Here is a 25846-nt window from a genome sequence, read left to right as displayed (position 1 = left end):
GGCGCCGGCCTCACCGGTACGGACGCGGGTCGCGAGGGAAGGGGGCGGCGATGAGGGTCGAGCTCAGCGGGACACATTTTCCGCTGGAGACACTGGGCCCCGGCCGACGGCTGGGTATCTGGCTACAGGGCTGCCGGCTGGCCTGCGCCGGCTGCATGTCACGGCACACCTGGGCGCCGCACGAGGGTGAATCCGGGGACGTGGAAACGCTGTTGGACCTGTGGGGCGCCGCGCTCGCCGCAGGTGCCGAGGGCCTGACAGTGAGCGGCGGCGAGCCGCTCGACCAGCCCGCGGCCCTGGGGGAGCTGCTCCGAGGGGCCGCGCGACTGCGTTCCGTGCATCCCCGCCACGGCTCGGCCGTCGACGGGCTCCCCGCCGATCTGCTGGTCTACACCGGGTACGAGGAATCCGAACTGGACGCTTCCCGCCGTACCGCCCTGGCCCACGCGGACGCCGTGGTGTCCGGGCGCTTCCGAATCGCCGAACCGACCCGGCTGGTCTGGCGCGGTTCGGCGAACCAGCGGCTCGCACCGCGCACCGCACTCGGCCGGATCCGGTACGCGCCGCATCTGGACCGGGAGGCGGACGGGCCGGCTGTGCAGATCGTCGTGACGCCCGCAGGGCCGGCCGACCCTCCCGCGGTACGGCTCCTCGGAGTCCCCCGTCGAGGGGAACTCTCGCACTGGGAAAGGTGGCTGGGTGCACGTGGGCTACGGCTCAGGGAGAGGAGCTGGCGACCGTGAGCAGCTTCGCCAGTTCGGGGCGCTGGGCCACCAGATGCACCGTCCAGGACGGATCCCGGCGCAGTTCCTCGTGGACGGCCCAGCACAGCCAGCGTGCCGCTTTCTCCGGCGGCAGCCCATGACCCGCGCCGAGCAGGGGGAAACAGAGGGAGGAGAGCGGCGGGTCATAACTGTCGCGCTCCGCGCGGGCCAGCCGGAAGCTCGCCGATACCGCCTCGGCCAGGGCGTGCGGATCGACCCGGTAGCCGTGACCGTCGCTCGTGGGGGAAGCGACGGCCGCGTGATGGATGCGGCGCACTCCGCGCTCGGCGAGGGCACCCGGCGAGGTCGGCACAACGGTGCCAGGCCGCACCGGGAGCCCGGCCCGGCCGTGGACCCGCATCCACTCCACCAGTTCACGGGCGAGGACGTCGTCGACCGTCTCGCCGGACTCGTTGCGGATCGCGGCGGCCCGGCGCAGCGATCCGGACACCGTCGAGCGGAACGTCTTGGACATCTCCAGGTAGATGTTCTCCGAGGACACCAATATGTCGATGTCCCGCAGCAGTTCGATGGACGCGACGTGCACGCTGACGCGGTGCCCCGCGACGGCCGGCAGCGGCGGACCGGTCAGCCGGACCGGTGGATCGGGCACCGGATGCGGTGTCCTGGCGGGCGTCACACCCGCCTCCTGCGCGACCGGGCCGGCCGGGGGCGGTCCGGAGACGGCCGCACGGGCCACCGCCAGTACCGCGAGCGCCAGTTCGTCGGTCACTTCCCGCTCCTGGCTCTTGCGGAAGCGTTCGGACGTGACACCGTAGACGGCCGCCGCCGCCTTCCGCCGCTCCTGGCCGGACACACCCCGCCGGTCCGGCAGCAGCCCGAAGGTGTGTGCCGCCGCCCTGGCCAGCGGGTCGCCCCGGGCTCCGTCGGCGGACAGGGTGTTCCCGCCGAGATGCCGTACCCCGGCCCGCAGCAGGGCCTCCACCCCGGCGGCCTCGTCGTCGGACCCCCCGCACAGCCCCGCGGCGACGGCCACCCGGATCAGGCCCTCCGGCCGCAGTGTGCGCAGGCCGGACAGACCGGGCCGGCGCAGCGCCCGCAGTTCCGCCGCCAGCCGCTCGGCGCCGGGCAGCGGCGCCAAGGCCCGCGCACCGGGGAGCCCCGGTGCGCGGGGTGCCTCCGGGGCCTTGGGCCCGAGGGGCCCCGGAACGGACGAGGAGTGCGGGATCTCCTGGCTCATGGCCGCCACGATATGCCCGCCCACGGGCGTGCGGGAGGGCACCTCGGCAACCTCGGCCGGCCCGTGGCGGCGCAGGCGCCCCGCCCGTCCACCGCGCGGACCTCGCCCGGCGAACCGTAAGTGTCCGCTCCGTCCAGCGCCGGGCGCCGCGGCCACCTCTTCCGCCCTGCCCGTCCCCGTCCGCCCCTCTTACTCACCACCGTCACCGGAAGGCCTGTCCCATGAGCATTCCGCCACCCACCGAAATGGATGTCCACGAGTCCGGCACCGGCTACGCCGACCCGCGGGACGCGGAGAGCCGCAGGGGGCTCGACCGGGTGCCGGCCGCACTGAGCGGACGCTTCGACCTCACCCAGGTACTGAGCAGCGTCCACCGGCCGTCCCAGGCCGTGGTGCTGCGGGTCAAGGACAGGGAAGCCCGGCACATGCCCACCGACGTCCCCCTCGTACTGAAGTGGTACCACCACCGGTTCGGCCCCGACCCCGGCGTCCGCCGGATCCTGGCCGAGAACACCGCCGGGCCGGTCGCCGGGCTGCTGGAGAGTGGTACGGCCGACGGCCACCCCTACGAACTCGCCCTGTCCTACGGCGAGACCGACCTCGCCCGCTACCACGCCGACCACCCGGGACCGCTGTCGCCCACCCTCCTCCGGGCCGTCGTGGAACAGCTCCACGAGGCGCTGGTCACGGTGCACGCGCGGGAGATCGTGCACCGCGATGTCACGCCCGACAACATCATGGTGCGCATCCAGAACGAGGACCGTCCCGAACTGGTACTGGTCGACTTCGGCGCGGCGGTCCACCAGCCCCAGGAGGACCGGCCGGGCCGGCGCGGCTGGGTGGGCAAACCGTTGTACCTTGCTCCGGAGGCGGGACCGCACCGGCAGGCCGTGACTCCGGCCGTCGACTGGTGGTCGTTGGGCATGGTCGTCGCCGAACTGGCCGGTGGCAGCCACCCGATCGACTTCCGCGGTGACGAGGAGGTACTGACCGAGGTCGCGACCCACGACCCCGAACTGCCCCTGGTGACCGATCCCCGTCTGCTGCTGCTCTGCCAAGGACTGCTCACCCGCGCCCCGGAGCACCGTTGGGGCGGCGAGCAGGTGGCGGCCTGGCTGCGGGGCGAACATCCGCCGGTCGCGCCCCGGACGACCGGGGCCGCGCCACACGACCTCCCTCCCCGGCGCACGCTGCGGCCCTTCCCCTTCATGGGCAGGGAAGTCACCGGACCCGAGGAACTGGCCCATCTGCTGGACGTCAACCGCGTCGCCACCGGGCGGCTGCTGGCACGCCGGAGCCGGCGGGCCGGGCTCGTCGAATGGCTGGGTCAGCTCATCGACGCGCCCGGCCGCAGCTCCGAGGAGAACGAACAACTCGTGGAGCTGCGCGCGGAACTCGGCGAAGCGCCGGATGCCCGGACCACCGCACGGCTGATCAACTGGCTCGGCCCGCGGCTGGACGTCTCCCACCACGGCCTGCCCCTGGACACGCTGGGCATCCGGCGTCTCGCGTCGGCCGTCGCCGACGGTGACGCCGAGGCCCACGCGGTACTGACCGACCTGCTCCACCACGAACTGCTGCCCCTGCTCGCCGAACGACCGGGCGGCGCGGGACTGGACGAGGTGCAACGGCAGTGGTCCGCGCACCGTGCGGCCTGGCGGCCGCTGACGAACGAGATCCTGGCGCGCGGCGGACCCCGCGACCGCGGCGCCGCGCGGGCCCGGCTGCGCCACACGGCCGCCGTCGACGCGGCTCTGCTGCGCCTCGCCCGCGAGCCGGGACGGGTCACCGCAGAGCTGGTGCGCGGGGCCGGCACGGTGCGCGCCGCTCTGGCCGTGCCCGTCGACTGGTACGACCGGCTCGTCGCCGATCCGGACGACACCCTGCGCCTGACCGCCGCGCGGCTGCTGGCCGACACCGCCGCCGCCGAGGCCAGGACCCGCCACGGGGAGCTGGCCGAGGCGGAGGCCGACCGGCTGCTCGCGGCCGATCTGGACGCCACCGCCGCCTGGCTGCGCCGGCTGGAGCGCCCGCCGACGCTGGGCTGGGCGCTGCTGGGCGCCACCGTGGCCACCGTCCCGTGGGGTTTCGTGATCGGGCTCGCCGACGTCGCCGGATGGGCCTCGCAGCGGGCGGTCGTGCTCGCCTGGGGACAGGCCCTGCCCGCCGCCGCCGCGGTGTTCGCCGTGGAGCTCTCCGTCGCGGCGTTCATCGGCCCGCCCGCCTACCATCCCAGGTGGTCGCTCGCCGGGCGGCTGATCGCCACCTCGGGGCGGCCCGCCAGGTTCGCCCGGTCCGGCGGCCTGCGCACCCTGCTGCCGTCGGCCGCGCTGCTGGCCGCGACAGTCGCCCTGGCGGTCTACGCCGTCACCGTCGCCCCCTGGGCCTGGCCGGCCGGCACCGTCGTGGCGCTCACCTTCTGGACGGTGCACCGCCTGACCTCCAGGCACCGGGAGCTGCACCGGCTGCGTACCCGGGCCGCGATGCGCACCACGGCGGCCGGACCGACGGCCATGCCCCCGGCGCGACGGCCGTCCTCGCCTCGTGGAGGAAACCGATGAGTTCCGGAATCGCCCTGCCCTCGATCAGCGACGTGATGCCCACGATGGACTACGCGCCGACCGGCCAGTCCGTCGGCGGTCTCGTCCCGCACGGCCAGGCCGTCGGCCACACCGGCGTCGGTCATGTGCCGGGAGTAGGGGACGCCGTCCACCAGGCCGGTGGCCACGTGGTTGACGCGGCCGCCCACGGTCTGCACGAGCTCCTGGCCCCGGCGGCCGTCGCCCTGGGAGCCCTCAGCGGAGCGCTGCTGGCCGGACGGGCCGCTCTCGTCACCACCCAGGTCCTCGCGGCGGCGGCCGTACGGGCCGCCGATGAGCAAGCGTGCCTCGAACGCCGGCAGGAGGCGACCGCCACCGCCGCCCGGCAGTGGGAGGCCGCCGCCTTCGCCGCCACCCGCGCGAACGCGCGACGGGCGGCGCTGATCGCACGGGTGCGGCGGGCCGCACGGACGGCCTCGCCCGGAACTCCCCGGCCGCCCCGCCCCGGCCTCCCCGGCCCTCTCAGTCCGGTGGGCATGCCCCTGAGCCGCTTGCGCGAGGAGCTGGCCGTCCTGGAGGACCGGATGTGCCGTGCCGAAGCCGCGCACGCCGACTGGGCCCTGCGGGAGATCGAGAGCGCCTTCGCCGGCCCGGACGACGACACATGGCAGCGTGAACTGAGGTCCGGGCGCGCCTCAGTGGCGTACCGGCAGGGGACGGAAGCCGGCCCCGCGCACCACGGGAACGAGGCCCTGCCGCAGCCGCCGGCCGCCGAGGAGCTGCGGTACGAGGACGCCGTACGGATCGGGGCCCAGCTGCTCGCGGGCCTCGACCTGGCCGCCACCACCGCGGACGCCGCGCCGGCCACCGCCGCGGTGCGGCACGCGCTGGCCTCCGCCGTGGACCGTCCGGCCAAGGCCCGTACCCACCTGCGCGAGGCACGCCGCTTCGTCGCCGACACCAACCGTGCTGTCCGGGCCCGCCGCGAGACCGAGGAACGGGCCGCCGCACAGCTCCACTTCCTGGAGATCACCGCCCAGCAGGACACGGACCCGCTGGACCCCGCTCCGGCCGAGACCGCGCTGCTGCACCAGGTGCTTGACAAGGGCCGTCCACTGGAACCCCACGAGCAGCGGCAGGTGGACGACCGGGTGACGGAGCGGCTGGCGGAGCTGGAACGCCGCTACATCGAGCGGATGATGCGCCTCGCCGTCTCCGGGACGGACCGTTCCGACGACCGGTGGACCGCCACACCGCACCAGCGGGACCGGCTCGTCCGCTTCGACTGGACACCGCCCGGCTGGAGCGACGGGCACTGGCTGCGGTTCGCCCTGGACGGCAAGCACGCACGGGTGGTGACCATGCGCCGGGAACAGCCCGGCGAACGCGATACGGCAGCGCTCGCCCAGGACGACGAACGGTGTCATCAGGCGGCCGGCCACCTGGAGGGGCTGCGGGACATCACGCTGCGGCTCGGCGTCGTCCTGGACTTCTCCTTCGAGGAGAGCGGCACCCTGCCCGGCGTCCGCGGGGAGGAGGACGTCCTCCTTCTCGACGAGGACACCGCCGGCGCACGGGCACCGGCATCCGGGGACAGGAGCGAGGAGCAGAAGCGGGAGCGCCGGGCCGCGGATGGGCCCAGGTACCGCACGGCTCCGGCCGACAACCACTGACCCGCCGACCGGCAACCGCCCGGCGGCGACGCGCACACGACCGAGGAAGCGGAGGAAGGGTGTGAGCACCCACGGCATCGAGGACACCCGGTCCCACGAGGACGGTACGGGCCGTCCGGGCGGCGGCACAGGGCTGGTCAAGGCCCGGGACGGTGCGGACGGAGAGGGCCCCGGGCACGCGGCGCCCCGGTTCGTCACCGAGCTGACCGCCACCCTGAGCGTGCATTCCCAGTACGTCCTGCACGGCAACATCCAGGACCTCCACCTGGTGCGCCACCGGTCCCGGGAGGCCCACCACTCACTGGTCGAGGTCGTGTGGAACTCCCTGCGGCCGCTGGGGTACCAGGCGCTGATCCGCTACGACCAGATCCGCGGCTTCCGCGTCGTCGCGGGCCCCGAACAGCTGGTGGCGGAGGAACTGCTGCGCACCTCCCGCCAGTCCACCACCCGGCACCGCCCGCCTGCCCTCACGGAGATTGAACCGTCGCTGCGCGGCGTCGTGACGGGGTGGGCCGAGCAGCGGCGCGCCGGCCAAGGCAACGGTCATGCGCGAGAGCCCCTCCGGGTCGCCCTGCTCATCGATCACGCCGCCCGGCTCACCACCGATGTCACCCGGCTCACAGAGTCCGAGCGCGACTTCTTCATGAGCTGCCTCCAGCTCGCCGATCAGGCCGCCCCGGTCCCGCTGCCACCGGGTGTGCTGTCGGCGTCCCGGAGCCTCGGCTCCACCCCCCTGTTCAACCCCGTCATCTGGCTCACCGAGGGCGAACGCGAGCTGCCGAGCTGGCTGGTCTCCGGCAGCGAACGCATCCGCACCATCGCGGTGCCCGAACCGGACGCCGACGAACGCCGGCGGATGGCCGAGCTACTGCGGCACGACCACGCCGGAGCGGCCCGGACCCGGTTGGGCACGGCGGGTGACGACGGACACCGCGCCGATGACGGGGCGACGGGGAAGGACCCGGTCGACGCCTTCGCGCGGGCCTCCACCGGTCTTTCGCTGCAGGCCATGCGGCAGTCCCTCGACCTGGCGGTCGCCCGGGGGATGCCGTTCAGCGCCATGCCCGACGCGGTACGGATGTACCGGCTGGGAGTGGAGAAGAATCCGTGGCGGCGCGAGGAGATCCGGCAGCGCATCATCGCGGGCGAACGCACCGTCCCGCAGAGGGTCCTCGGTCAGGAGGCCGCCGTCTCCATGACCCTGGACATCCTCAAGCGCGCCGCGATGGGCCTGTCGGGCTCCCAAGCCAGCAACCCGGGCCACCGTCCGCGCGGCGTGCTCTTCTTCGCGGGGCCCACCGGCACGGGCAAGACCGAGCTGGCCAAGGCCGTCGCGTCGGTGCTGTTCGACAGCGACCAGGCATACCTGCGCTTCGACATGAGCGAGTTCTCCTCGTCGCACTCGGCGGACCGTCTGGTGGGTGCCCCGCCCGGCTACGTGGGATACGAGGCGGGCGGGGAACTGACGACGGCGGTACGCGGCAACCCGTTCCGGGTGATCCTCTTCGACGAGATCGAGAAGGCCGACAAGGGTGTTCTCGACAAGTTCCTCCAGGTGCTGGAAGACGGCAGGCTCACCGACGGACAGGGGGTCACCACGTACTTCAGCGAGTGCGTGCTGATCTTCACCTCCAACCTGGGGGTGCAGCGCACCGACCCGCAAACCGGGGAGCGGGAGTGGATCGTGGACCCGCGGACCCCCTACCGGGAGCTGGCCCGGACCGTGCGGCTGAACGTGAAGCGCCACTTCGAGCACGTCATCGGCCGTCCCGAGCTGATGAACCGGCTCGGCGGCAATGTGGTGGTCTTCCACTTCATCTCCGCCGAGGTGGCCGAACGGATCATGAAACTCCAGATCGACAACATCCGGCGCCAGCTGCTGGCCGAGCACCGCATCGCCCTGGAGCTCTCTCCGCATGCCCGGGCCCAGCTGACCGAACACTGCACGCACGACCTGTGGACCGGCGGCCGGGGCATCGGCATGACGCTGGAAACCCACCTGATCAATCCGCTGGCCCGCGCCCTGTTCGCCGATCCGTCGATCGGAGCGGGCTCGACCGTACTGGTGCAGGCCGTCCATGAGCGTGACGACGGCCGGGTGGAGATTCTTACCGAGCCGTCCCCCGGCCTCGTTCCGGGGCGGCGTTGACCGGGGCCGTCGGGGGCACCGGGGTGGACGACGTGGACCGCGACGACGCGTACGACGATCTGGACGAGTGGGAGCCCGTCCTGCCCGAGGGCGTACCCCCGACGGCGCCACCGCCCCCGGACGGCCCGGCGGCCGGCTCCGCCGTGCGCTGCCCCGGCTGCGCGGCCCTCGTGCCCCCCGCGACCAGGCGCTGTCCGCGCTGCATGGCCCGGGTCGGGGGCGAGGAGCGCGGAAGGGAGGGCGAGGGCGGCGGGCGGGTGCCGGCCGGCGCCCGGGCGGTGCTGCACTTCGACACGCTGGCCCTGTCGCTGCCCGTACTCCCCGGGGAGCCCCTGCGGCTCGGCAGGGACCCGGACTGGGCGCCGGGCTCGGCCGGTTCCTTCAAGGAGCAGACCACCGTGTCCCGTCGGCACGCCGCCGTGTCCCTGGATCCCGACGGCACGGTCTGGGTCACCGAGGAGACCGGCGGGACCATGAACGGCACCTGGGTGAACGACACTCCGCTGCTGCCCGGCGAGCGCCACCGGCTGCGGCACGGTGACCGCCTCCGGCTGGGCCGTGCGGTCGGCTGCACCGTTCGTCTGGCGGGGGAAGGGCTCTGCTGAGACACCGTCGCCCGGCGCCCCGGACGACGGGCGTACGAGGCGGCGGCCGGTCCGAGCGGGGCGTCAGTCGGGCGACGGGGACGAGATGACCGCACGGAGCGGGTTGAGCAGCCGGTTCGCCTCGGCCAAACCCTCGGGGGAGCCGAGCGGAAGGCTGCCGGCCGTGTCGGCGACCAGCGGCTCGTCCCCGCAGCGGTCACCGAAGAGCTGCAGGGCGCTCCTCGGCCGGCATCGCTTCGACTCCCATACCAGACCGTGTGCTTCGGCGGCGTGCTCCCGCATGAGCCGCACCCAGTAGCGGGTCTTGGGATAGTCCCCGGACTCGGAGTCGACCAGCCAGGAGTCCTGCCAGACGGCGGCCAGCCCCTCCGCCGTCGACAGCTCGATGAGCGACAGCTCGCGGGTGGTGCGCAGCACCGAGAGCCGGTACCGGGAGGCCTGTGCCCAGGGGATCAGCCGCACCGCTGTGCCGTCCTCGTAGTCGACCGAGCGCAACAGGACTTCGCACAGTGCGGTGACGGGATCGAGCGCGGCGTAGAGGAAGGGGTAGGGGTCCTGCTCGGTGGCGTCGAAGCGGCTGCCGCCGAAGTACGGGTGGGCGCGGTTGGGGTTGAAGGATTCGGGTCCGTACGTGTGCTGGTGGCAGCGCCACAGCTCCGTGCCCTCGGGCAACGTGCGCAGCAGGGGGCGCATGGTCACGCCGGTGGGCGGCATCCGGTCCATCAGGGGCCCCCCACCAGTTCGAGTGCGGCCTGTGCGAGGTCCTCGTCGGGGACGCTGCCGAGGAGTTCGGCCGGAATTCCCGCCAGCCACCGGTTGCGCGTGAGCCACCAGTCGGCGGCGCCCCAGGGGTCCTCGCCGGCCCTCAGGATGTGGTTGACGCGACGCACCACCGGCAGCGGTCGTGCCGTGCCCGGTGCGAACTGGAACCGTGGGTACCGGTCCGCGAGGCCCGGGTGGCTCAGCCGGATGAGCCCGGCGGCCGCGGGGTCGCGGACGGCGTCCCGGCCGAGGTCCGCCGGGCCCAGGGCCGGCGTCTCCCACAGGCGTTCGTGGGCGGCCCGGCGCAGTTCCTCCGGGCCGGGCGGAGGGTCGGCGAAGACGTCGAGGAGTGCGCCGAGCATCACCCGGTCGACGACCACGGCACGGGGAGCGCCCGCGTAGCGGACCGTGCCGCTCAGCTCCCGGGCGACCGGATGGGTGGGGGGCAGGGCGCGCAGTTGCATCCGCAGGGTGCGCAGGGCCCGTTCGACGGCCTTGCCGTTGCCGGCCGCCGCGAGGTCGTTCAGGGCATCGCCGAACCGCGCGCGCCGGCCGTCGTCGAGGGCGGCGAGGGTGATCGGCCAGTGGCGGTGCAGCAGCGAGAGGAACGCGTCGGGGGTCATCTCCGTGGCTCTCCGTTCCCTCGGGCGGGCACCTGTCCGCCCGTCGTACCGGTCCGGCCGGCCGGGCCCGGATTGCCCTGGTGGATGAAGGCGGCCCAGGCGAACGGCACCGACAGGTCCAGTTCGGCCGCCGCGCGGCTCAGTTCGGGCGTGAGACCGCGTACGGCGTCGCGCCGGCCGGACGGCGCCAGCATCCAGCGCTGGGCGGCCCGCAGGGCGTCCGGCGGAGCCAGTCCCGCGGCGAGGCGGTCGTGGAAGACGGTCATCAGTACGGCACTGGCCACGTCCGGGGCCGTCCAGCGCGAGCCCACCACATCGGCGGCCAGCCTGTGCGCCAGGGCCGTGGTCAGTGTCAGCGCCTCGTCGTGGTCGCGGGTGCTGAGATCGGTCTCACAGGCGCTGAGCACGACCAGCGGTCCTCCCGCCTCCCCCGTGCGGCCGGGCGGGGTGTCCAGCAGCGCGGTGACCGTGAGTCTGCCCGCCTCCGGTTCCGTGTCCGGCGGCCAGCCCAGCTCCAGCGCGGAGGTGGCGGGGTCCGGCCCGGCCACCCCGTGGCAGGCCAGGTGCACCAGAGCGACGCACCCGTCGTCCCCCGCCCCCAGCAGGTCCAGCACTTCGCCGGGGGTGCCCTCGGGCGGCACGGGGCTCAGTTCGCGGGTCATCAGGGTGCCGTACAGGGCCGCGTCCGGGTAGTAGGTGTCGAGCAGGGCCAGCACCTCGTCCTCGGCGCCGTCCAGGTCCCAGCCCGGTACGCACACCAGTGCCTGCCCCCGGTCGGCCGGCAGCCGGTCGCGGCCGGCCGACCGCATGAACTCCTGCCCGGACGCGGCATACGAGAGGACTGCCAGCTCACACGCCCGTACGCCGGCGGCCTGTTCGGCCGGCTCACCCGCCTGTGGCCGGCTGCGTCCGTGCACGGGCGCGGGGGGAACCAGCAGGGCCGCCTGCCAGGGCACCACACCGAGGTTCCCGCAGGCGATCAGCGTCAGCCTGACCGGCTCCGGTGCGGACTCCGACGGGGCGGAGCCGGTCAGGCCCGCCTCCGCGATTCCCCGCTCCCACAGGGCGAGTTCGTCGAGCACCGGGGTCAGCACCGCCTCGCCCGCCCAGTCGCACAGGGTGTCCAGGGCGGCCTCCCAGCGTTGCTGCCCCCGCCGGGCCGTGGCGTGCTGAGCCGCCGCGTCGAGGTACGCGTCGAGCGGGGCCCGGCCGCCGGACGACAGACCGGGCAGGGGCAGCGCCCACGGAGGGCGCCCCGGAACCAGCAGCACCGCGGAGCCGTCCGCGCCCCCCTGCCCCGGCAGGAGGTACACCAGCGCGTCGACCCCCGCCCGACCGGCCGCGGCCACCAGCTCGGAGGCGTCCGGTATCCGCCGGGCCGCTCCGTCCTCCTCGGAGCGCAGCAGCTCCAGCGCCCGGCGGCGCAGCGCGCTCGGCAGTTCCGGGCTGCCCAACGCCCCTCCCAGCACGGCGTCCAGCAGCGGCTGCGGCCGGCTGCCGTCCGCATCGTGGCCGGCCGCTCCGGCGGGAGCGCTCGCGCGCCACTTGTCGGCCAGGTCCTGCTCACCACACTCCGCCAGCCGCTCGGCGACGGTGGCCGAGACCGCCGCCGCCCCGAGGACCAGCGCCCTGCCCTCCTCCAGACAGGCCACCGCCTCCACGGGCAGCCCGGCGCGGACCGCCCAGCCCGCGGCGGCCAGCGCACGGCTGGCCCCGGTCCTGGCGACCTGGAGACCATGCCGGACGCCCTGTTGCAGGAGGACCTCGTCAGCGGTGGTGCGCAGCGAGTGCCGGGCGTGCCCGACCGCCTTGGCCAGGTCGTCCGCCTCCCGGTCCCGCCGTCCGTACGCCTCGGCCAGCTGCCAGAGGACGACGGCGGCAGATGCCCTGCTCGACGACGCCAGCTCGTCCCTGGCGCACTCGAGTTCATGGATCATCTCGTCCAGAACGGCCGGGTCGCCGGTCAGCCCGTGCACCGCGTCGAGAGCCAGTCCGATCGCGCCCCGTGTCCGCGTTCTCTGGTCGGCGCTGGCGGGCACGCCCTCCAGGGCCGACCGGGCGCGCCGGATACCGTCCTGGATACGTTCGACGGAGGGCTCAAGATAGGAGCTGAGCGTCAGCAACGGCGCCCAGCCCATGTCGAGCACCGGCTTTGCCATCGCCAGCGCGTTCGGGGCAGTCAGCGCCTGCTCATGGTAGTGCACCGCGTTGCGCATCGAGTCGACGCTGCCGGTGAGCGAGGCGAGAGCGAGATGGACCAAGCCCAGCTCGTAGCAAGGGAGGAACGCCCACTCGTCGTCTCCGTCGCAGGTGTCCAGAAGATCGAGGAGGTCTCCCACGAGCTCTTCGAGCGCCTCCTCGTCGCCGGCCTCGACCGCGTCGGTCACCCGCAGGAGGATCCGCATACCGTGGCTCACGATCAGCAGCCCGGCCGCTCCCGGATAGCCGGACAGCGCCCAGTCCCGCGGCTCCACACCGGGAAGCGGGATCTCCTCCAGAAGGGCGCGTGCCGCCTCCCGGTCCTGGAGGCTGCCGCCGACCAGCATGGCGCCGACCAGGAGGCCGGGCAGCACGCCCCGTATGATCTGGGCCAGTTCGTCGTCCGGCCCCGCGGCCGTCACGGTTGCGCGGAACAGCCGCAGCGCCTCCTGGAAGTCCTCCGGACGGCCGGCGCGAAACCCCAGCCCCATCGTGCCCAGTGCGGCCAGCAACTGATCACTGGGGTTTGCTCCCTGTTCGGGGTCTCCCATCCTGGCCACCACCTGGGCGAGCTCCCCTCGCCCGAGCATGCCCGGTCGCTCCAGCTCGGTGAGCAGGGCCAGTCTGTCGCGCCAGTTGTCGATCCGGCCGCCCGGATCCGGTTCCGACAGGACGGCGGCCGCCGAGGCCAGACCAGACGGCGCCGTCGGACCCACGTGTTCTTCGTCCGAGGAGGCCGACGCGGCAGGTGGCCCACCGTCCGACGTGGGCAGTGCCGCGTCGTCGGCCTCCAGGAGCCCGACGTAGTGTTTCGCCATGGGAGCCAACGCCCGGATGACAGCGCCCATCGGGCCGAGGTCTCCCGCCAGGCCGAGGTCCCCGGCAAACAGCTTCTGGGCCATGGCCACCAGGCCCTGGGCGTCTCCCCCGGTCAGCGGCGCGGAGACCTCCGTCAGCAGGTCGATTTTTTCACGCACGTCCGGCGGGACTCCGCCCCGTTGGTCACCGACCTCCTCCACGAGTTGCCTGATCTCGGGGATGGCCTCGATGACACCGGCGCCACCGAGGTGCTCGGGCCTGCCGATCGTCATCATCTGCGAGAAACCGCCCAGACCGAGCTCACCGACCTCACCGACGTCTCGGCCCGAACCACCGAAAGAGGGTTGCGTCGCCGGCCCGAGCAGCAGGACGCCCAGGTCGCGTGCCGCGTCCAGGTGTGCGTCCGGTGGGAGGAGACGGGAGGCGCGCGCCCCACGCAGCAGTCGTATCGCCTCGCGCCGGTCGGGTTCCGCCGCGTCGGCCGCCCACCGTGAGCCCGTCAGCGCCCCGAGCCTCGCCGCCACCGCCTGCCCCAGCGGATCATCCGGCAGATCCCGGTCGCACTCCGCGAGCAGCGACCGGAGTTCGGCCATCAGCGCGTCGCGTTCCGCTCCCTGCGGGCCCGTGGACGCGGCGAACGAGGCGGGCAGCGCCCGCGCTCCCGCCGTCCGGCGGATCGCGTCGGCCACCCGTTCCCGCAGGCCTGCGTCATCGATGTCGTTCAACATCCCTCCTCGCCACGCCTTTTCGGACACCACCGGTCCTTCCCGGCCCGGTCGAGGCGCTGTTGTGGCCATGATGCCCGTGCGCACCGGCCGCCAGGAGCGTTTCGCGGCAACCTCCGGAATGCGCCCCGCAATCGACCGGAAGCCGGACAACAGGCCTCTGGCCAGCGGAACTTCCCTCCGTCCAAGGGCTCCGGCAGGGCCGTCGCCCGGATCGCGCACCGATCCGGGGCCGTCGCGCCGAAGCACGGACCGGTCCTCTGTCAGCATCAGATACCGAAGGCGAACCGCCGTCGTCCACCGCACCGTCCAGGGGAGATGCCTCGTGTCCGAGCCCGCCCCGCCCGCACGGAACCCGCCGCCAGGCCTGAACCCGACTGCCCCGCCCCGCACACCGGACCTGGCGTACGAAGAGGTCACGGAGCCCGGCTATCCCGCCGCCTACACCGCCTGCCTGCGCATAGAGCCCACCGGCGACGGTGCCGTCCTGACCGGCATCTGCCCACGCTGTCGCTGCACGATGGTCTACACGTGGACCCGCTCCGTCGTCCGGGCCGCGTCGCGTACCAGGCGCGGGCGCACCGGCACGGGGCTTGTCGCGGTACCGGTCCTCTGCGTCTGCGTGACCGGGCATCCGGGCCGACCGGACGACGAGGAGGGCTGCGGAGCGTACTGGAACATCCAGCTGGAACGGGAACGGAGATGACCTGGCGGGCCCGGCCGGGACCGGTCGGCTCCCCCGCCGACCGGCTGACCGCCCGGCACCACCGTGCCCTGCTGCACCAGGAGCTGCCCCGCGTCCGGGAGTCGGCGCTGGCCTGGCGCAACGGCCTCGCCGCGATCCTGACGGGGCTCGTCGGGTTCGGCCTCCTCCGGGGCCGCAGCGACATCGGCTCGCTCGCCGCCCCGTACGCCGCCGGCGTCGGGGTCATGCTGCTCCTGGCGCTGCTCTGCGGCGGCGCGGGGGGCCTTTCGCTGCTGCGCGCCGCCCACGGCCGGCCCGCCGCGCCCCGGCCGGCCCCGGGTGTCGGCGACGCGTCCGTCACCGACACCACCGCGACGGATCACACAGAGGCGCTGCGCGCCGCTCAGGCCCTCGGACGGGGCGTGCCACTCACCCTCTGCTGTGCCGCGCTGCTCACCGCGGCCGTGGCGGTCGCCTGGTACGGGCCGCCCAGGGACGGCCCACGCGTCTCGGTCACCACTCCGGACGGCACGGTCTGCGGGGAGCCGCTGTTCACCCGTGGGGGCAGGATGACGCTCAGGACCGATACAGGCCGGATCACGGCCGACCTCACCCGCGCCACCACCGTCCACGCGGTGATGTCATGCGCTCCGCTGCCTGCGGACGGCTGACCGCGGGGTGTGGAAAGACCACCGGGCCGGCGGACGGGCGCGCCTCCCGGCAACTCGAATGGCTCACGGCCCGAGCGTTCCCGGCGCATCCGGGATTCCCTGGTGAGGTGCGGACCTACTTCTCGACGGCGCTCTCGGCGGTACTCCTGGTGCTGCTCGCCGTCCTGGTACCGCTGAGCGCGTTCTCCGCCTGGGTCGATCTGGAGATCGACGACACCGACCGCTACGTCGCCGCCGTGGCGCCGCTCGCCTCCGACCCCGATGTGCAGAACACCGTGGCCGACCTGATCACCGACGAGGCGATGAAACAGATCGACGTCGGTCCGCTCGGGGACACGGTGCGCGGCTTCCTGCACCAGGCCGTGCGGTCCTTCACCACCACCGACGCCTTCCAGGCCGCCTGGAACGCCGCCAACCGCACCGCCCACGAGGCCGTCACCGCCGCGCTGGACGGCGGCAGCGGCGAGAGCGTCACCATCGACCTGGCGCCCGTGACGGAACAGGTGAAGCAGAACCTGCTGGACAACGGGGTGCCGTTCGCCGACCGCATCCCCATCGAGCACACGGACATCCAGATCGTCTCCGCCGACCGGGCCGACCAGCTGCGGCAGAGCTTCAGGTGGCTGCGGGCCGCGAGCGTCTGGCCCGCCGTCGGCACGGTGGTGTTCGCGCTGCTGGCCGTGGTCCTGGCCTGGGTGCGCGGCGGGCCCGGCCGCCGGGGCTCCGCGCTCGCCGCGCTGGCCGCCACCGCCGTCGCCGGAACCGGCTTCGCGGCCGGGGCGCTCCTGCTGCGCGGGGCGCTCGCCTACGCCCGCAACCGGGTGCTGGCCGAGGTGCCGGGCAACGAGACGGACGGGGCGGCCGCGGTCTACGACGCGCTGACGGCGTCCCTGCGCACCACGGTGTGGATCGTCTTCGGTACGGGTCTGGCCCTCGCGGTGTGCGCGGTCGCGGCACGGATCTGGGCCCGGCGGGTGCTGCCGCCGGTGCCGCCTCCCGACGGGTGACGGACGCGCGGCTCGGGCGCCGACGTGCGGGTGCGGGTGAGCCGGGGAAGAGTGGATTGCGTGCACTGCCGGGGCCGACTGGGAGGTGTTCCGCATGCGAGCCATCGCCGTCGGCGCGTTTCGGTCCTACCCCGCTCTGGTGGAGCTCCCGAAGCCGGAACCGGCGCCCGGCGAGGTACGGGTGCGGGTCGAGTACGCCTCCCTCAACCCCTCCGACTGGCAGACGGCCGACGGCTTCCCGGAGGGACGGGCCCCGCACGACTCACAACCGAGCGACGGCTCCCCGCACGGGCAGGCTCCGCACGACTCGCGACCGGCCGACGGCTCCCCGCACGGGCAGGTCCCGCCCGTGTTCCCGCTCGTCGTCGGCGTCGACTTCGCGGGCCGGGTCGACATGATCGGCGGTGGCGACAACCGCTTCCGGGTCGGTGACAAGGTCTTCGGCCGGGCCGGACCGCCGGCCGGCGCGGGTACGTACTGCGACTACGTGTGTGTCCCGCAGGACGCCGCGATCACCCACGTCCCGGCCGGTCTTGACGCCCGGACCGCCGCCGCGCTGCCGTCGGCCGGGATGGCGGCCGCGCAGATCCTGGAGGCGGTGGTGCTGCGGGGCCACGAGAGCCTGCTGGTCATCGGCGCGGCGGGCGGCGTCGGGAGCTGCCTGACCCAGCTCGCCCGGGCCCGCGACATACGCGTCGTCGCGGCGGTGCGCGGCGACGAGCGCTCCCGGATGGGCTCGTTGGGCGCCGCCGCGACGATCGACACCACCCTGGGCCCGGCGGCCGAGTCGGTGCGGTCCGTCTGCCCGGACGGCATCGACGCGCTGGCCGACCTGGTCTCCGCCACGCCGGACGCGTTCGCCGCCCATGCCGCGGCGGTCCGGCCCGGCGGTATCGCGCTCAGCACCCGGGGCGTCGCGGGCGCGGCCGCGCTCCCCGAGGGCGTGCGCGGCATCGACTTCCGGCTCGACCCGAACCCCGTACTGCTGGACGTCCTGGCCGCGGGCGCGGCGGAAGGAGTGTTCCGCGTACCCATCGATATCGAACTCCCGCTGGAGAAGGCCCCGCAGGCCCTGGACCGCAACCGGACGGGCGGGGCCCGCGGCAAGACCGTCATCGTGCTGCGCCACCACGGCCACCACTGAACCCCCGGACCGCTGAAGCCCCCAGGAAGAGGACGACACCATGGACGACCAGGAACACGACATCATCGGCGGTATCGACGGACTCGTCGCGGAGGAGCGCGCCCTGCGCGACCGGGGCGCCCGCGACCCGGGCCTCACCGCCGAGGAGCGGAAGCGACTGCGTACGGTGGAGGTCCGGCTCGACCAGTGCTGGGACCTGCTGCGGCAGCGTCGCGCGCTGAGCGAGTTCGGGGAGGACCCGTCACAGGCCCGGGTCCGCCCGGCCGACGAGGTCGAGGGATACCGCGGCTGACCGCTGAGCACCGGAGGGGGTACGGATTGGACGGCACCGGTTCCACCGCGGCACCACGGCGGGGGATGCCGCCCGTCTGGCTCCGGTACGGACTGCGCCCGCAGCCCACCCCCGTCCCGTGGGCCGCCGTCGCCCGCGCGTCCGTAGCCCTGGCCGCACCGCTCGCCGTCGGATTCGCCGCCGACCGGCCGGTGTACGGGGCGCTCGTCTCGATGGGCGCGCTCTCCGGCGTGATCGGTGACACCGCCGACGCGTACCGGATGCGCATCCTCAACATCGCCGTACCGCAGGTGTTCGGCGCGCTCGGCATCATGATCGGCACCCTGGTCCACGGGACCGGCTGGGCCGCCGTCGCCGTGCTGACGGTCATCGGGCTCGTCTCCGGGATGATGTCGACGATCGGCGCCGTGGCCTCCGTATCCGGACTGCTGCTCCTGCTCAACTCGGTGGTGGGCGCCGGACTTCCGATGCCGGACCCCTGGTGGGTGGCGCCGCTGCTGCTGACACTCGGCGGACTCCTCGTCCTCGCACTCACCCTGCTGGCCTGGCCGCTGCGGCGGAAACTGCCGGAACGGGTCTCGGTCGCCGGAACGTACTGCGCGGTCGCGGATCTGCTCGCCGCCGCCGGCACCGACGCGTACGAGGAGAAGCGGCAGGCCGTCACCCACTCCCTCAACACCTCCTACGACCTGGTCCTGGCCCGGCGCGCCCGCTACCACGGCCGCAGCGGCGCGATGGTGCGGCTGCTGTCCCAGCTCAACGTCGTCATCCCGCTCGTCGAGGCCGCCCCCGCCGTGCACCTGCGGCGGCGGCCGCTGCCGCCCGAGATCCCGGCGGCGGTGCGGTCCCTGGCCGATGACATCGAGGAGAGCCGCACCGGCGGCGCCGGACCCGCCCTGCCGGCACCCGAGTCACCCGCCACCCGCGCCGTGGACAGCGCACTGCGGCACGCCGCCACCGTCGTCCACAAGGCCGAGCCCGACCCGTACAACGTCGACGACCGGCTCGGCCGTCCGGCCGCGCTCGGCGTACGGGTCCGGCGCGCCACCCGCAACGTCCTGTTCTCCGGGCCCTCCTGGCGGTACGGCCTGCGCCTCGCGCTCTGCATCGGGCTGGCCCAGTCGCTGACCTCACTGATCGACGTGCCGCGCTCCTACTGGGTCGCGCTCACCGTCACCTTCGTCCTCAAGCCCGACTTCGGCTCGGTGTTCTCCCGCGCGGTACTGCGCTCCGTGGGCACGGCGGCGGGGCTCGTCATCGCGGCGCCGGTGCTGGCCGAGGTGCCGATCGGCTGGTGGGACGTGCCGGTGATGGTGCTGCTCGCCGCGCTGATCCCGGCGTTCACGGCGAAGGGGTACGCGTTCCAGACGGCGGCCATCACGCCGGTCATCCTGCTCCTGTCGGACCTGCTGAACCACCAGGGCGTGCACCTGGTCTGGCCACGCTTCCTGGACAGCCTGATCGGCTGCGGCATCGTACTGGTGGCCGGATACCTGCTGTGGCCGGAGAGCTGGCACGCCCGGATCGGCCACCGGCTGGCCGACGCGGTGACGGACATCGCGGACTACGTGGCGTACGCCTTCGAGCCGGAGGCCCCCGGTGACCGGGCGGAGCGGGTCCGGGCGCGGCGCCGCATCTACCGCGATCTGTCGTCCGTACGCTCCGAGTTCCAGCGCGCCCTGACCGAGCCGCCCCCGACCGGCCGCCGGGCCGCCGCGTGGTGGCCCCTGGTCGTCGCGGTGGAGCGCATCGTGGACGCCACGACCGCCGCCCGGGTACGCGTCAACCACGGTGCCCCGGAACCTGATCCCGCCGAGGTGGCCGAGGTGCGGCGGCAGCTCCGCGAACTGGCGGCGGGCATAAGGGCGAGCAAGGTCCTGGTGGAGGTGCGCACCGAACTCCCGGGCGACGAGGAGGGCGTACTGGCCCCGCTGCGCCAGGAGGTGGCGGCGGCAAGGGCGATCGCCTCCCCCGAGCCGTAGGGCCTCCGCCCCGTCCGGCTACTCCGCAGGTGGCCCGTCCCCGCGCAGCCGTTCCATCTCGCGCCGGTCCCGTTTCGTCGGCCGGCCCGCCCCGCGGTCCCGTACCGGAACCTGGATCGCGGCCTCGCGCGGCGGCGGGGGCGGGCTGTTGTCGACGAAGCACTCCGCGGCCACCGGAGGCCCGACCCGCTTCTTCACGATCTTCGACACGACCACCACCCGGTCCCGGCCCGCGTGCCGCAGCCGCACCTCGTCGCCGACGCGCAGCGCCTGGGCCGGCTTGGCCCGCTCGCCCGCCACCTTCACATGACCCGCGCGACAGGCGGCGGCAGCCTGCGCCCGCGTCTTCGTCAGCCGGACCGACCAGATCCAGACGTCGACCCGAACACTGCCCGCCGCCTGCGGCGCCTCACCGGAAACCATGCTTCCGACTCTAGTGCGCCCGATGCGCGCGGACCCCCGGACGTCCGCGTCAACCAGGCAACTCGGCACTACAGGAATACATGTGAATGACGTACATCAGACCACCGCCACACGGTGGCGGGACTCGGTCCGGGATCGGTTTCGGCTCGGTTGCCCCTCAGGCGGGCCGCGCCACCGAACGGCCGGATCCGGCCGCTAACCTTACGTATCCGCCCTGGCCAGGGATCAATTCCCGCAGTACGGACATTCATCGCACCCAACTCACGTGAAAGGCCTCGCCCATGGGCATTCGGAGCTTGCTGCGCAAGGTGTTCGGCCGTGACGCCACGGAGCAGGACGGCCCGACGACGGCCACGGTCCCGCCCCAGGGCGAGCGCACCCGGCCCACGGAGTCGGCGTCGGTGGCGGTGGACGAACCGGTCGTCCAGACCGAACCGGAGCCCGAACCCGCCCCGGCCGCCAAGGCATCGGCCTCGCCCGCCTCCTCCCGGTCCACCATGTCCGGGTCCACCACCACGTCCGGGTCCGCCACCTCACGGTCCGCCGAGGACGACGCCGACCTGGCGACGGATCTGGTGGCAGCAGCCTTCGACAAGGCCATCGCCCCCGCGCCCAGGGCCACTCCCACGGTTCCGCCGCAGGGCTCCGGGCCCAGGACGAAGACCACGGAGGCGAAGCCGGAACCGGAACTCAATCCGGAACTCAATCCGGAACTCAATCCGGAGCCGGTACCGGAGATCAGGTTGGCGCCGGAGCCGGTCGGGGAGCCGGAGCTGAAGCCGGAGCCCGAGCCGATCGGGGAGCCGGCAGCTGTCCTGGCGCCGGAACCCGTTGAGGCTCCGGCGGAAACCCCCGCCGCCACCCCTGCCCCCGCCCCCGCCGAGCCGGTCGTTGCCCAGCCGGTCGCCGCGGAGGCCGCCCCCGAGCCGATCACCATCGACATGGACCCGGAGCCCGAACCGGAACCGGAACCCATCACGGAACCAGAACCGGCCCCCGCACCGGAACCCACCACCGCGACCATCGAAGCGACCACCGAGGCCATCGCGGCGACCACCGCGACCACCGCGACCGCCGAAGCGACCACCGAGGCCGCCGCGACCACTGCGACCACCGAGGCCGCCGCACCCGAAGCCGCCGCACCCGCGGAAGCCGCCCCCGCAGAGGCCGCCCCCGCCCGCGCCGACGGCAAGCCCGCGGTCTCCCTCGCCCGGGTCAAGTCCCGCGCGCCGGGGCTCGTCGCTCCGTACAAGGCGGCCCAGGCCGGGCTGAAGGCGCACGGGCTGACCGGTCTGCGGGCCACCGTCTACCTGGTCCTGGACCGTTCCGGCTCCATGCGGCCGTTCTACAAGGACGGCAGCGCCCAGCACCTGGGCGACCGCGCCCTCGCCCTCGCCGCGCACCTGGACGAGAGCGCCACCGTCCAGGTCGTGTTCTTCTCGACGGACATCGACGGCACCGGCACGGTCGGGCTGAACGGCCACGAGGGCCGGATCGACGAGCTGAACGCGGGCCTCGGCCGGCTCGGCCGGACGAACTACCACCGGGCCGTCGAAGAGGTCGTCGCGCACTACGAGAAGTCCGGGGCGAGCGGCCCGGCGCTGGTGGTCTTCCAGACGGACGGCCCGCCGGACGCCAAGCAGGCCGCCCGCCAGGCGATCGACGACGCGGCACGGCTGCCGCTGTTCTTCCAGTTCGTCGCGTTCGGCGAGCAGGACTCGAAGGCCTTCGACTTCCTGCGGAAGCTGGACGCCCCGAACGCCGGCTTCTTCCACGCGGGCCCCGCCCCGCGTGCGGTCGCGGACGCCGCGTTCTACCGCGAGGTGCTCGCCGCGCTGCCCGCCTGGGTCGCCGCGGGCGCCTGATCGGCCGGCAGACGTACGGTCACGGCGAGGCCGCCCTCCGGGCCCGGCACCGCCGTGACCGTACCGCCGTGCGCCTCCGCTATGGACCGCACGATCGAGAGCCCCAGCCCCGAGCCCGGCCCCATCCGGTCCTTGCCCTCGCCCCGCCGGAACGGCTCGAACAGCCCGGGTATGTCCGCGCCGTCCACCACCGGACCGGTGTTGCACACCCGCAGCACCCCGTCCCGGCCCGCGACGGCCAGCGACACCTCCACCGTCCCACCGGGCACGTTGTACGTCACCGCGTTGGCCAGCAGGTTGGCCACCAGCTGGGCCAGCAGCATCCGGTTCCCCCGCACCGCGCAGCCGGCCGCCGCCACGGTCACCCCCGGATGCCGGGCCGCCTCCTCCGCCACCACCCGGGCGAGGTCCACGTCCTCCCGCTCGCCCTCGGCCAGCCCGCGCTCGCTGCGCGCCAGCACCAGCAGCCCCTCGATGAGCCGCTCGCTGCGCCGGTTGTTGTCCAGGAGCGTCTGCCGGGTCCGTACGAGGTCGTCCGGCGTCGGGTCGTCCAGGCCGACCTGGATCGCCGCCCGCTGGGTGGCGAGCGGGGTCCGCAGCTCGTGCGAGGCGTTGGCGATGAACCGCCGCTGGCTGTCGAAGGCCTTCTCCAGCCGGGCGAGCAGCGCGTCGAGGGTGTCGCCCAGCTCCTTGAGCTCGTCGTCGGGGCCGCTGGAGGCGATCCGTTCGTGCAGGGTGCGCTCGGAGAGCCGGCGCGCCTTGGCGGTCATGGCGTGGACCGGCCGCAGGACCCGCCCCGCGGTCCACCACCCGACGCCCACCGCGCAGGCCGTCATCACGAGCAGCGCGGCGGCGGACCAGATGAGCAGCTGGTGCCCCGCCGCGTCGCTGACATGGTCGGTGAGGTCGTACACGGTCGGCGGACCGAGGCTCCGGCGGGTGACCAGGGGGCCGTTCACCGCGTAGCCGGGCTGGACGACCGCGGCCGTGCGGGCGATGGAGCGGGCCTGGGAGTCCGTACCGGCACGGGAGGCGAGGTTGACGGTGGCGAGCAGGGCCGTGCCGAGCACCAGGAACACCCCGCCGTACACGAGCGCGATCCGGGTCCTGATCGTGGCGTGCGGCACCCGGGCCGGCTGCTTCACAGGGCGTACCCGACGCCCTGCACGGTGCGGATCACCGCCGGTTCACCGAGTTTGCCGCGCAGCTTGCTCATGCAGACCCGGACGGCCCCGGTGAACGGGTCGGCGTTGGCGTCCCAGGCCCGCTCCAGCAGCTCCTCCGCGCTGACCGTCGCGCCGTCGGCCTCCAGCAGCAGCTGCAGCACGGTGAACTCCTTCGGCGAGAGGTCCAGCTCCCGCCCGTCCCGGGAGGCGGTACGCCGTACGGTGTCGAGCCGGATCCCGTACCGCTCCAGCTGCGGCGGGACGGGGCGGGCGCTGCGCCGCCGCAGCGCGCGTACCCGCGACACCAGCTCGGGGAACTCGAACGGCTTGCCCAGGTAGTCGTCGGCGCCCAGGTCGAGCCCGGAGACCCGGTCCTCCATGGACCCGGCGGCGGTGAGCATCAGGATTCTGGTGCGGGAGCCGGAGGCCACGAGTCCGCGGGCCACGTCGTCGCCGTGCACCCGGGGCAGGTCCCGGTCCAGGACGACGACGTCGTAGTCGTGCAGTCCCAGGTAGGCCTGGGCGGCATCACCGCTGTACACCGTGTCGACGGCGAACCCGGCCCGCCGCAGCCCGGTGGCGACCAGCTCCGCCAGGATCTCCTCGTCCTCGGCGACCAGTACCCGCATCGTGATGTCCTCTGCCTCGTCCATGCGTGTCCACTCCATCCCAGGATGCGTCTTTGCTACGGGAAGCGATGTTTCGCAAAGCTCTCCGCGTCCGCTCCCGGGTTTATCGGTGTGAGTGGACCTCCCACGGACCGTTAGGATTTCGACCATGGCGGCCACTGGATCAGAGAAGCAGGGGGGCGAGGACGTGAAGAGCTTCTACGTCTCGACCCCCATCTACTACGTGAACGACGCTCCTCACCTGGGCCACGCCTACACGACCGTCGCAGGCGACGTGCTCACCCGCTGGCACCGCCAGCGCGGCGAGAAGGTGTGGTACCTCACCGGCACGGACGAGCACGGTCAGAAGATCATGCGCACGGCCGAGGCGAACGACGTCACGCCCCAGGCGTGGTGCGACAAGCTCGTCGAGGAGTCCTGGAAGCCCCTCTGGGAGCACCTCGGCATCGGGAACGACGACTTCATCCGTACGACGGAGAAGCGTCACACCGACCGTGTGCAGGAGTTCGTTCAGGACCTGTACGACAAGGACGAGATCTACAAGGGCGGGTACGAGGGCCCTTACTGCGTGGGCTGCGAGGAGTACAAGCTCCCCGGCGACCTCATCGAGGCGGAGGACGGCACGAAGCTGTGCCCGATCCACAAGAAGCCGGTGGAGATCCTCAAGGAGGAGAACTACTTCTTCAAGCTGAGCCAGTACGGCCCGAAGCTGCTTGAGTTCTACGCGGCCAACCCCGGCTTCATCCAGCCGGAGTCGGCCCGCAACGAGGTCGTGAACTTCGTGAAGCAGGGCCTCCAGGACCTGTCGATCTCGCGCTCGACCTTCGACTGGGGCGTCCCGGTCCCGTGGGACGACAAGCACGTCATCTACGTGTGGGTCGACGCGCTGCTCAACTACGCGACGGCGGTCGGCTATGGCGCCAACCAGGAGAAGTTCGACACCACGTTCCCGGCGAACGTGCACCTCGTCGGCAAGGACATCCTGCGCTTCCACGCGGTGATCTGGCCGGCGATGCTGATGGCGCAGGGCCTGCCGCTGCCCGGCAAGGTCGTCGCCAACGGCTGGCTGATGGTCGGCGGCGAGAAGATGTCGAAGTCGAACCTGACGGGCATCAAGCCGCAGGACCTCACCTCGCACTTCGGCGTGGACGCGTACCGCTGGTACTTCCTGCGGGCCATCGCCTTCGGCAGCGACGGCTCGTTCTCCTGGGAGGACTTCACCGCCCGCTACACCTCCGAGCTGGCCAACGACTACGGCAACCTGGCCTCGCGCCTCGCGGCCATGGTCGGCAAGTACTACGGCGGTGCGCTCCCCGAGGCCACGGCGGCGGGCGAGCCCGAGCAGGCGGTGCGGGACGGGCTGTCGAAGGCCGTCGCCGTGGCCGACCTGAAGATCGGCGAGGAGCTGGACTTCCAGGGCGGCATCCTGTCGATCTTCGACTTCGTGAAGCAGGTCAACGGCTACATCACGGAGCAGGAGCCGTGGAAGGTCGCCAAGGACGAGTCGCCGGAGGGCCGGGCCCGCCTCGCGACGATCCTGTACACGGCCGCGGAGGCGCTGCGCGGCGTCGCGGTCCTGCTGAACCCCGTCATGCCGGACACCTCGCAGAAGCTCTGGGAGTCCCTGGGCGCCGAGGAGTCCCTGGGCGCGCTCTCCGACCAGCGCCTGCTGGAGGCCGCCGACTGGGGCCGGCTGTCGCCGGGCGCGACGGTGACGAAGGGCGCGGTGCTGTTCCCGCGTCTGGAGGAGAAGCCGTAGGCCCCTCTGGGGCCGGGTCTTCGGGTGGGCGTCGGGCCCCGTGCCGGTTGCCCCCTTCCGGGGCGCGAGGTTCCGTCCTCAATCGCCGGACGGGCTTGCTTGTGCGGGTGCTCCGCGTTGCGCGGGGGTGCGCCTGCCCGGTGGGTGGGGGTTCGGGGTCCCT

The 25846-nt window shown here is 73.5% G+C and carries 20 protein-coding genes; 13 read left to right on the top strand and 7 right to left on the bottom strand.

Translation table 11 applies throughout. The features are described 5' to 3' along the window. Positions 1-50: 50 nt before the first annotated feature. Positions 51-743, top strand: coding sequence for a 4Fe-4S single cluster domain-containing protein (locus ACIP89_RS19620; protein ID WP_402115899.1), 693 nt, complete (start codon positions 51-53; stop codon positions 741-743). Here ACIP89_RS19620 and ACIP89_RS19615 read toward each other — a convergent pair. Continuing rightward, positions 718-1965, bottom strand: a complete 1248-nt coding sequence (locus tag ACIP89_RS19615; RefSeq protein WP_401924676.1) for a macro domain-containing protein — start codon at positions 1963-1965, stop codon at positions 718-720. The genes ACIP89_RS19620 and ACIP89_RS19615 overlap by 26 nt on opposite strands. Positions 1966-2186: 221 nt before the next feature. On the opposite strand from ACIP89_RS19615, the gene ACIP89_RS19610 reads away from it, so the two are divergent. The 4 genes from ACIP89_RS19610 to ACIP89_RS19595 all read left to right on the top strand — a co-directional run bounded on the left by ACIP89_RS19610 (position 2187) and on the right by ACIP89_RS19595 (position 8932). Next, a complete protein-coding gene (locus ACIP89_RS19610; protein ID WP_402115897.1) occupies positions 2187-4526 on the top strand; it encodes a protein kinase in 2340 nt (779 codons plus the stop codon). Beyond that, positions 4523-6178 carry a hypothetical protein gene (locus tag ACIP89_RS19605; RefSeq protein ID WP_402115896.1) on the top strand — a complete coding sequence of 552 codons (1656 nt, stop codon included), beginning with the start codon at positions 4523-4525 and terminating at the stop codon, positions 6176-6178. The genes ACIP89_RS19610 and ACIP89_RS19605 overlap by 4 nt, the downstream gene beginning before the upstream one ends. Before the next feature lie 61 nt (positions 6179-6239). After that, positions 6240-8327 carry an AAA family ATPase gene (locus ACIP89_RS19600; RefSeq protein ID WP_402115894.1) on the top strand — a complete coding sequence of 696 codons (2088 nt, stop codon included), beginning with the start codon at positions 6240-6242 and terminating at the stop codon, positions 8325-8327. Between the two features lie 23 nt (positions 8328-8350). Beyond that, the gene (locus tag ACIP89_RS19595; RefSeq protein ID WP_402115892.1) at positions 8351-8932 is read left to right on the top strand and encodes an FHA domain-containing protein; all 582 of its coding nucleotides are present in this window, start codon (positions 8351-8353) and stop codon (positions 8930-8932) included. 63 nt (positions 8933-8995) lie between these two features. Here ACIP89_RS19595 and ACIP89_RS19590 read toward each other — a convergent pair whose 3' ends face one another. From ACIP89_RS19590 to ACIP89_RS19580, 3 genes are read right to left on the bottom strand one after another with little or no spacing between them, the layout of a single operon-like run. Then, positions 8996-9655: an RES family NAD+ phosphorylase gene (locus tag ACIP89_RS19590; protein WP_401924689.1), complete on the bottom strand. Its 660-nt coding sequence runs from the start codon at positions 9653-9655 to the stop codon at positions 8996-8998. Further along, complete coding sequence (locus ACIP89_RS19585) at positions 9655-10317, bottom strand: hypothetical protein (RefSeq protein ID WP_402115890.1); 663 nt, start codon at positions 10315-10317, stop codon at positions 9655-9657. Before ACIP89_RS19585 ends, ACIP89_RS19590 begins: the two co-directional genes overlap by 1 nt. Continuing rightward, entirely contained in the window at positions 10314-14060 is a 3747-nt protein-coding gene (locus ACIP89_RS19580; RefSeq protein ID WP_402115888.1) for a CHAT domain-containing protein, read from the bottom strand. Before ACIP89_RS19580 ends, ACIP89_RS19585 begins: the two co-directional genes overlap by 4 nt. 325 nt (positions 14061-14385) lie before the next feature. Between ACIP89_RS19580 and ACIP89_RS19575 the strand changes: the two genes are divergently transcribed. The 6 genes from ACIP89_RS19575 to ACIP89_RS19550 all read left to right on the top strand — a co-directional run bounded on the left by ACIP89_RS19575 (position 14386) and on the right by ACIP89_RS19550 (position 19841). Then, positions 14386-14766 carry a hypothetical protein gene (locus tag ACIP89_RS19575; RefSeq protein WP_401926251.1) on the top strand — a complete coding sequence of 127 codons (381 nt, stop codon included), beginning with the start codon at positions 14386-14388 and terminating at the stop codon, positions 14764-14766. Continuing rightward, the gene (locus tag ACIP89_RS19570; RefSeq protein WP_401924698.1) at positions 14763-15416 is read left to right on the top strand and encodes a hypothetical protein; all 654 of its coding nucleotides are present in this window, start codon (positions 14763-14765) and stop codon (positions 15414-15416) included. The genes ACIP89_RS19575 and ACIP89_RS19570 overlap by 4 nt, the downstream gene beginning before the upstream one ends. 107 nt (positions 15417-15523) lie before the next feature. Beyond that, a complete protein-coding gene (locus ACIP89_RS19565) occupies positions 15524-16423 on the top strand; it encodes a hypothetical protein (RefSeq protein WP_402115886.1) in 900 nt (299 codons plus the stop codon). 94 nt (positions 16424-16517) lie between these two features. After that, a complete protein-coding gene (locus ACIP89_RS19560) occupies positions 16518-17567 on the top strand; it encodes an NADP-dependent oxidoreductase (protein WP_402115885.1) in 1050 nt (349 codons plus the stop codon). Between the two features lie 40 nt (positions 17568-17607). Further along, a complete protein-coding gene (locus ACIP89_RS19555) occupies positions 17608-17859 on the top strand; it encodes a DUF2630 family protein (RefSeq protein ID WP_401924704.1) in 252 nt (83 codons plus the stop codon). A 65-nt stretch (positions 17860-17924) separates the two neighbouring features. Then, a complete protein-coding gene (locus ACIP89_RS19550) occupies positions 17925-19841 on the top strand; it encodes an FUSC family protein (RefSeq protein ID WP_402115883.1) in 1917 nt (638 codons plus the stop codon). Between the two features lie 18 nt (positions 19842-19859). Here ACIP89_RS19550 and ACIP89_RS19545 read toward each other — a convergent pair whose 3' ends face one another. Beyond that, positions 19860-20264 (bottom strand): RNA-binding S4 domain-containing protein, encoded by a 405-nt coding sequence (locus tag ACIP89_RS19545; RefSeq protein WP_401924710.1) that lies wholly within the window; start codon positions 20262-20264, stop codon positions 19860-19862. Positions 20265-20545: 281 nt separating this feature from the next. On the opposite strand from ACIP89_RS19545, the gene ACIP89_RS19540 reads away from it, so the two are divergent. Further along, positions 20546-22129, top strand: a complete 1584-nt coding sequence (locus ACIP89_RS19540) for a VWA domain-containing protein (protein WP_402115882.1) — start codon at positions 20546-20548, stop codon at positions 22127-22129. On the opposite strand, the gene ACIP89_RS19535 is transcribed toward ACIP89_RS19540, so the two are convergent. Beyond that, entirely contained in the window at positions 22078-23274 is a 1197-nt protein-coding gene (locus ACIP89_RS19535) for a sensor histidine kinase (RefSeq protein ID WP_401924714.1), read from the bottom strand. The two genes, ACIP89_RS19540 and ACIP89_RS19535, sit on opposite strands and share 52 nt — an antisense overlap. Continuing rightward, entirely contained in the window at positions 23271-23924 is a 654-nt protein-coding gene (locus ACIP89_RS19530) for a response regulator transcription factor (RefSeq protein WP_401925190.1), read from the bottom strand. Before ACIP89_RS19530 ends, ACIP89_RS19535 begins: the two co-directional genes overlap by 4 nt. A 148-nt stretch (positions 23925-24072) precedes the next feature. Between ACIP89_RS19530 and metG the strand changes: the two genes are divergently transcribed. Continuing rightward, the gene (gene metG, locus ACIP89_RS19525) at positions 24073-25683 is read left to right on the top strand and encodes a methionine--tRNA ligase (protein ID WP_401924716.1); all 1611 of its coding nucleotides are present in this window, start codon (positions 24073-24075) and stop codon (positions 25681-25683) included. Positions 25684-25846 lie beyond the last annotated feature (163 nt).

It is taken from the genome of Streptomyces sp. NPDC088730, from assembly GCF_044751215.1.
Classification (GTDB): domain Bacteria; phylum Actinomycetota; class Actinomycetes; order Streptomycetales; family Streptomycetaceae; genus Streptomyces.
This window is presented reverse-complemented; position numbering and strand designations above follow the sequence as displayed.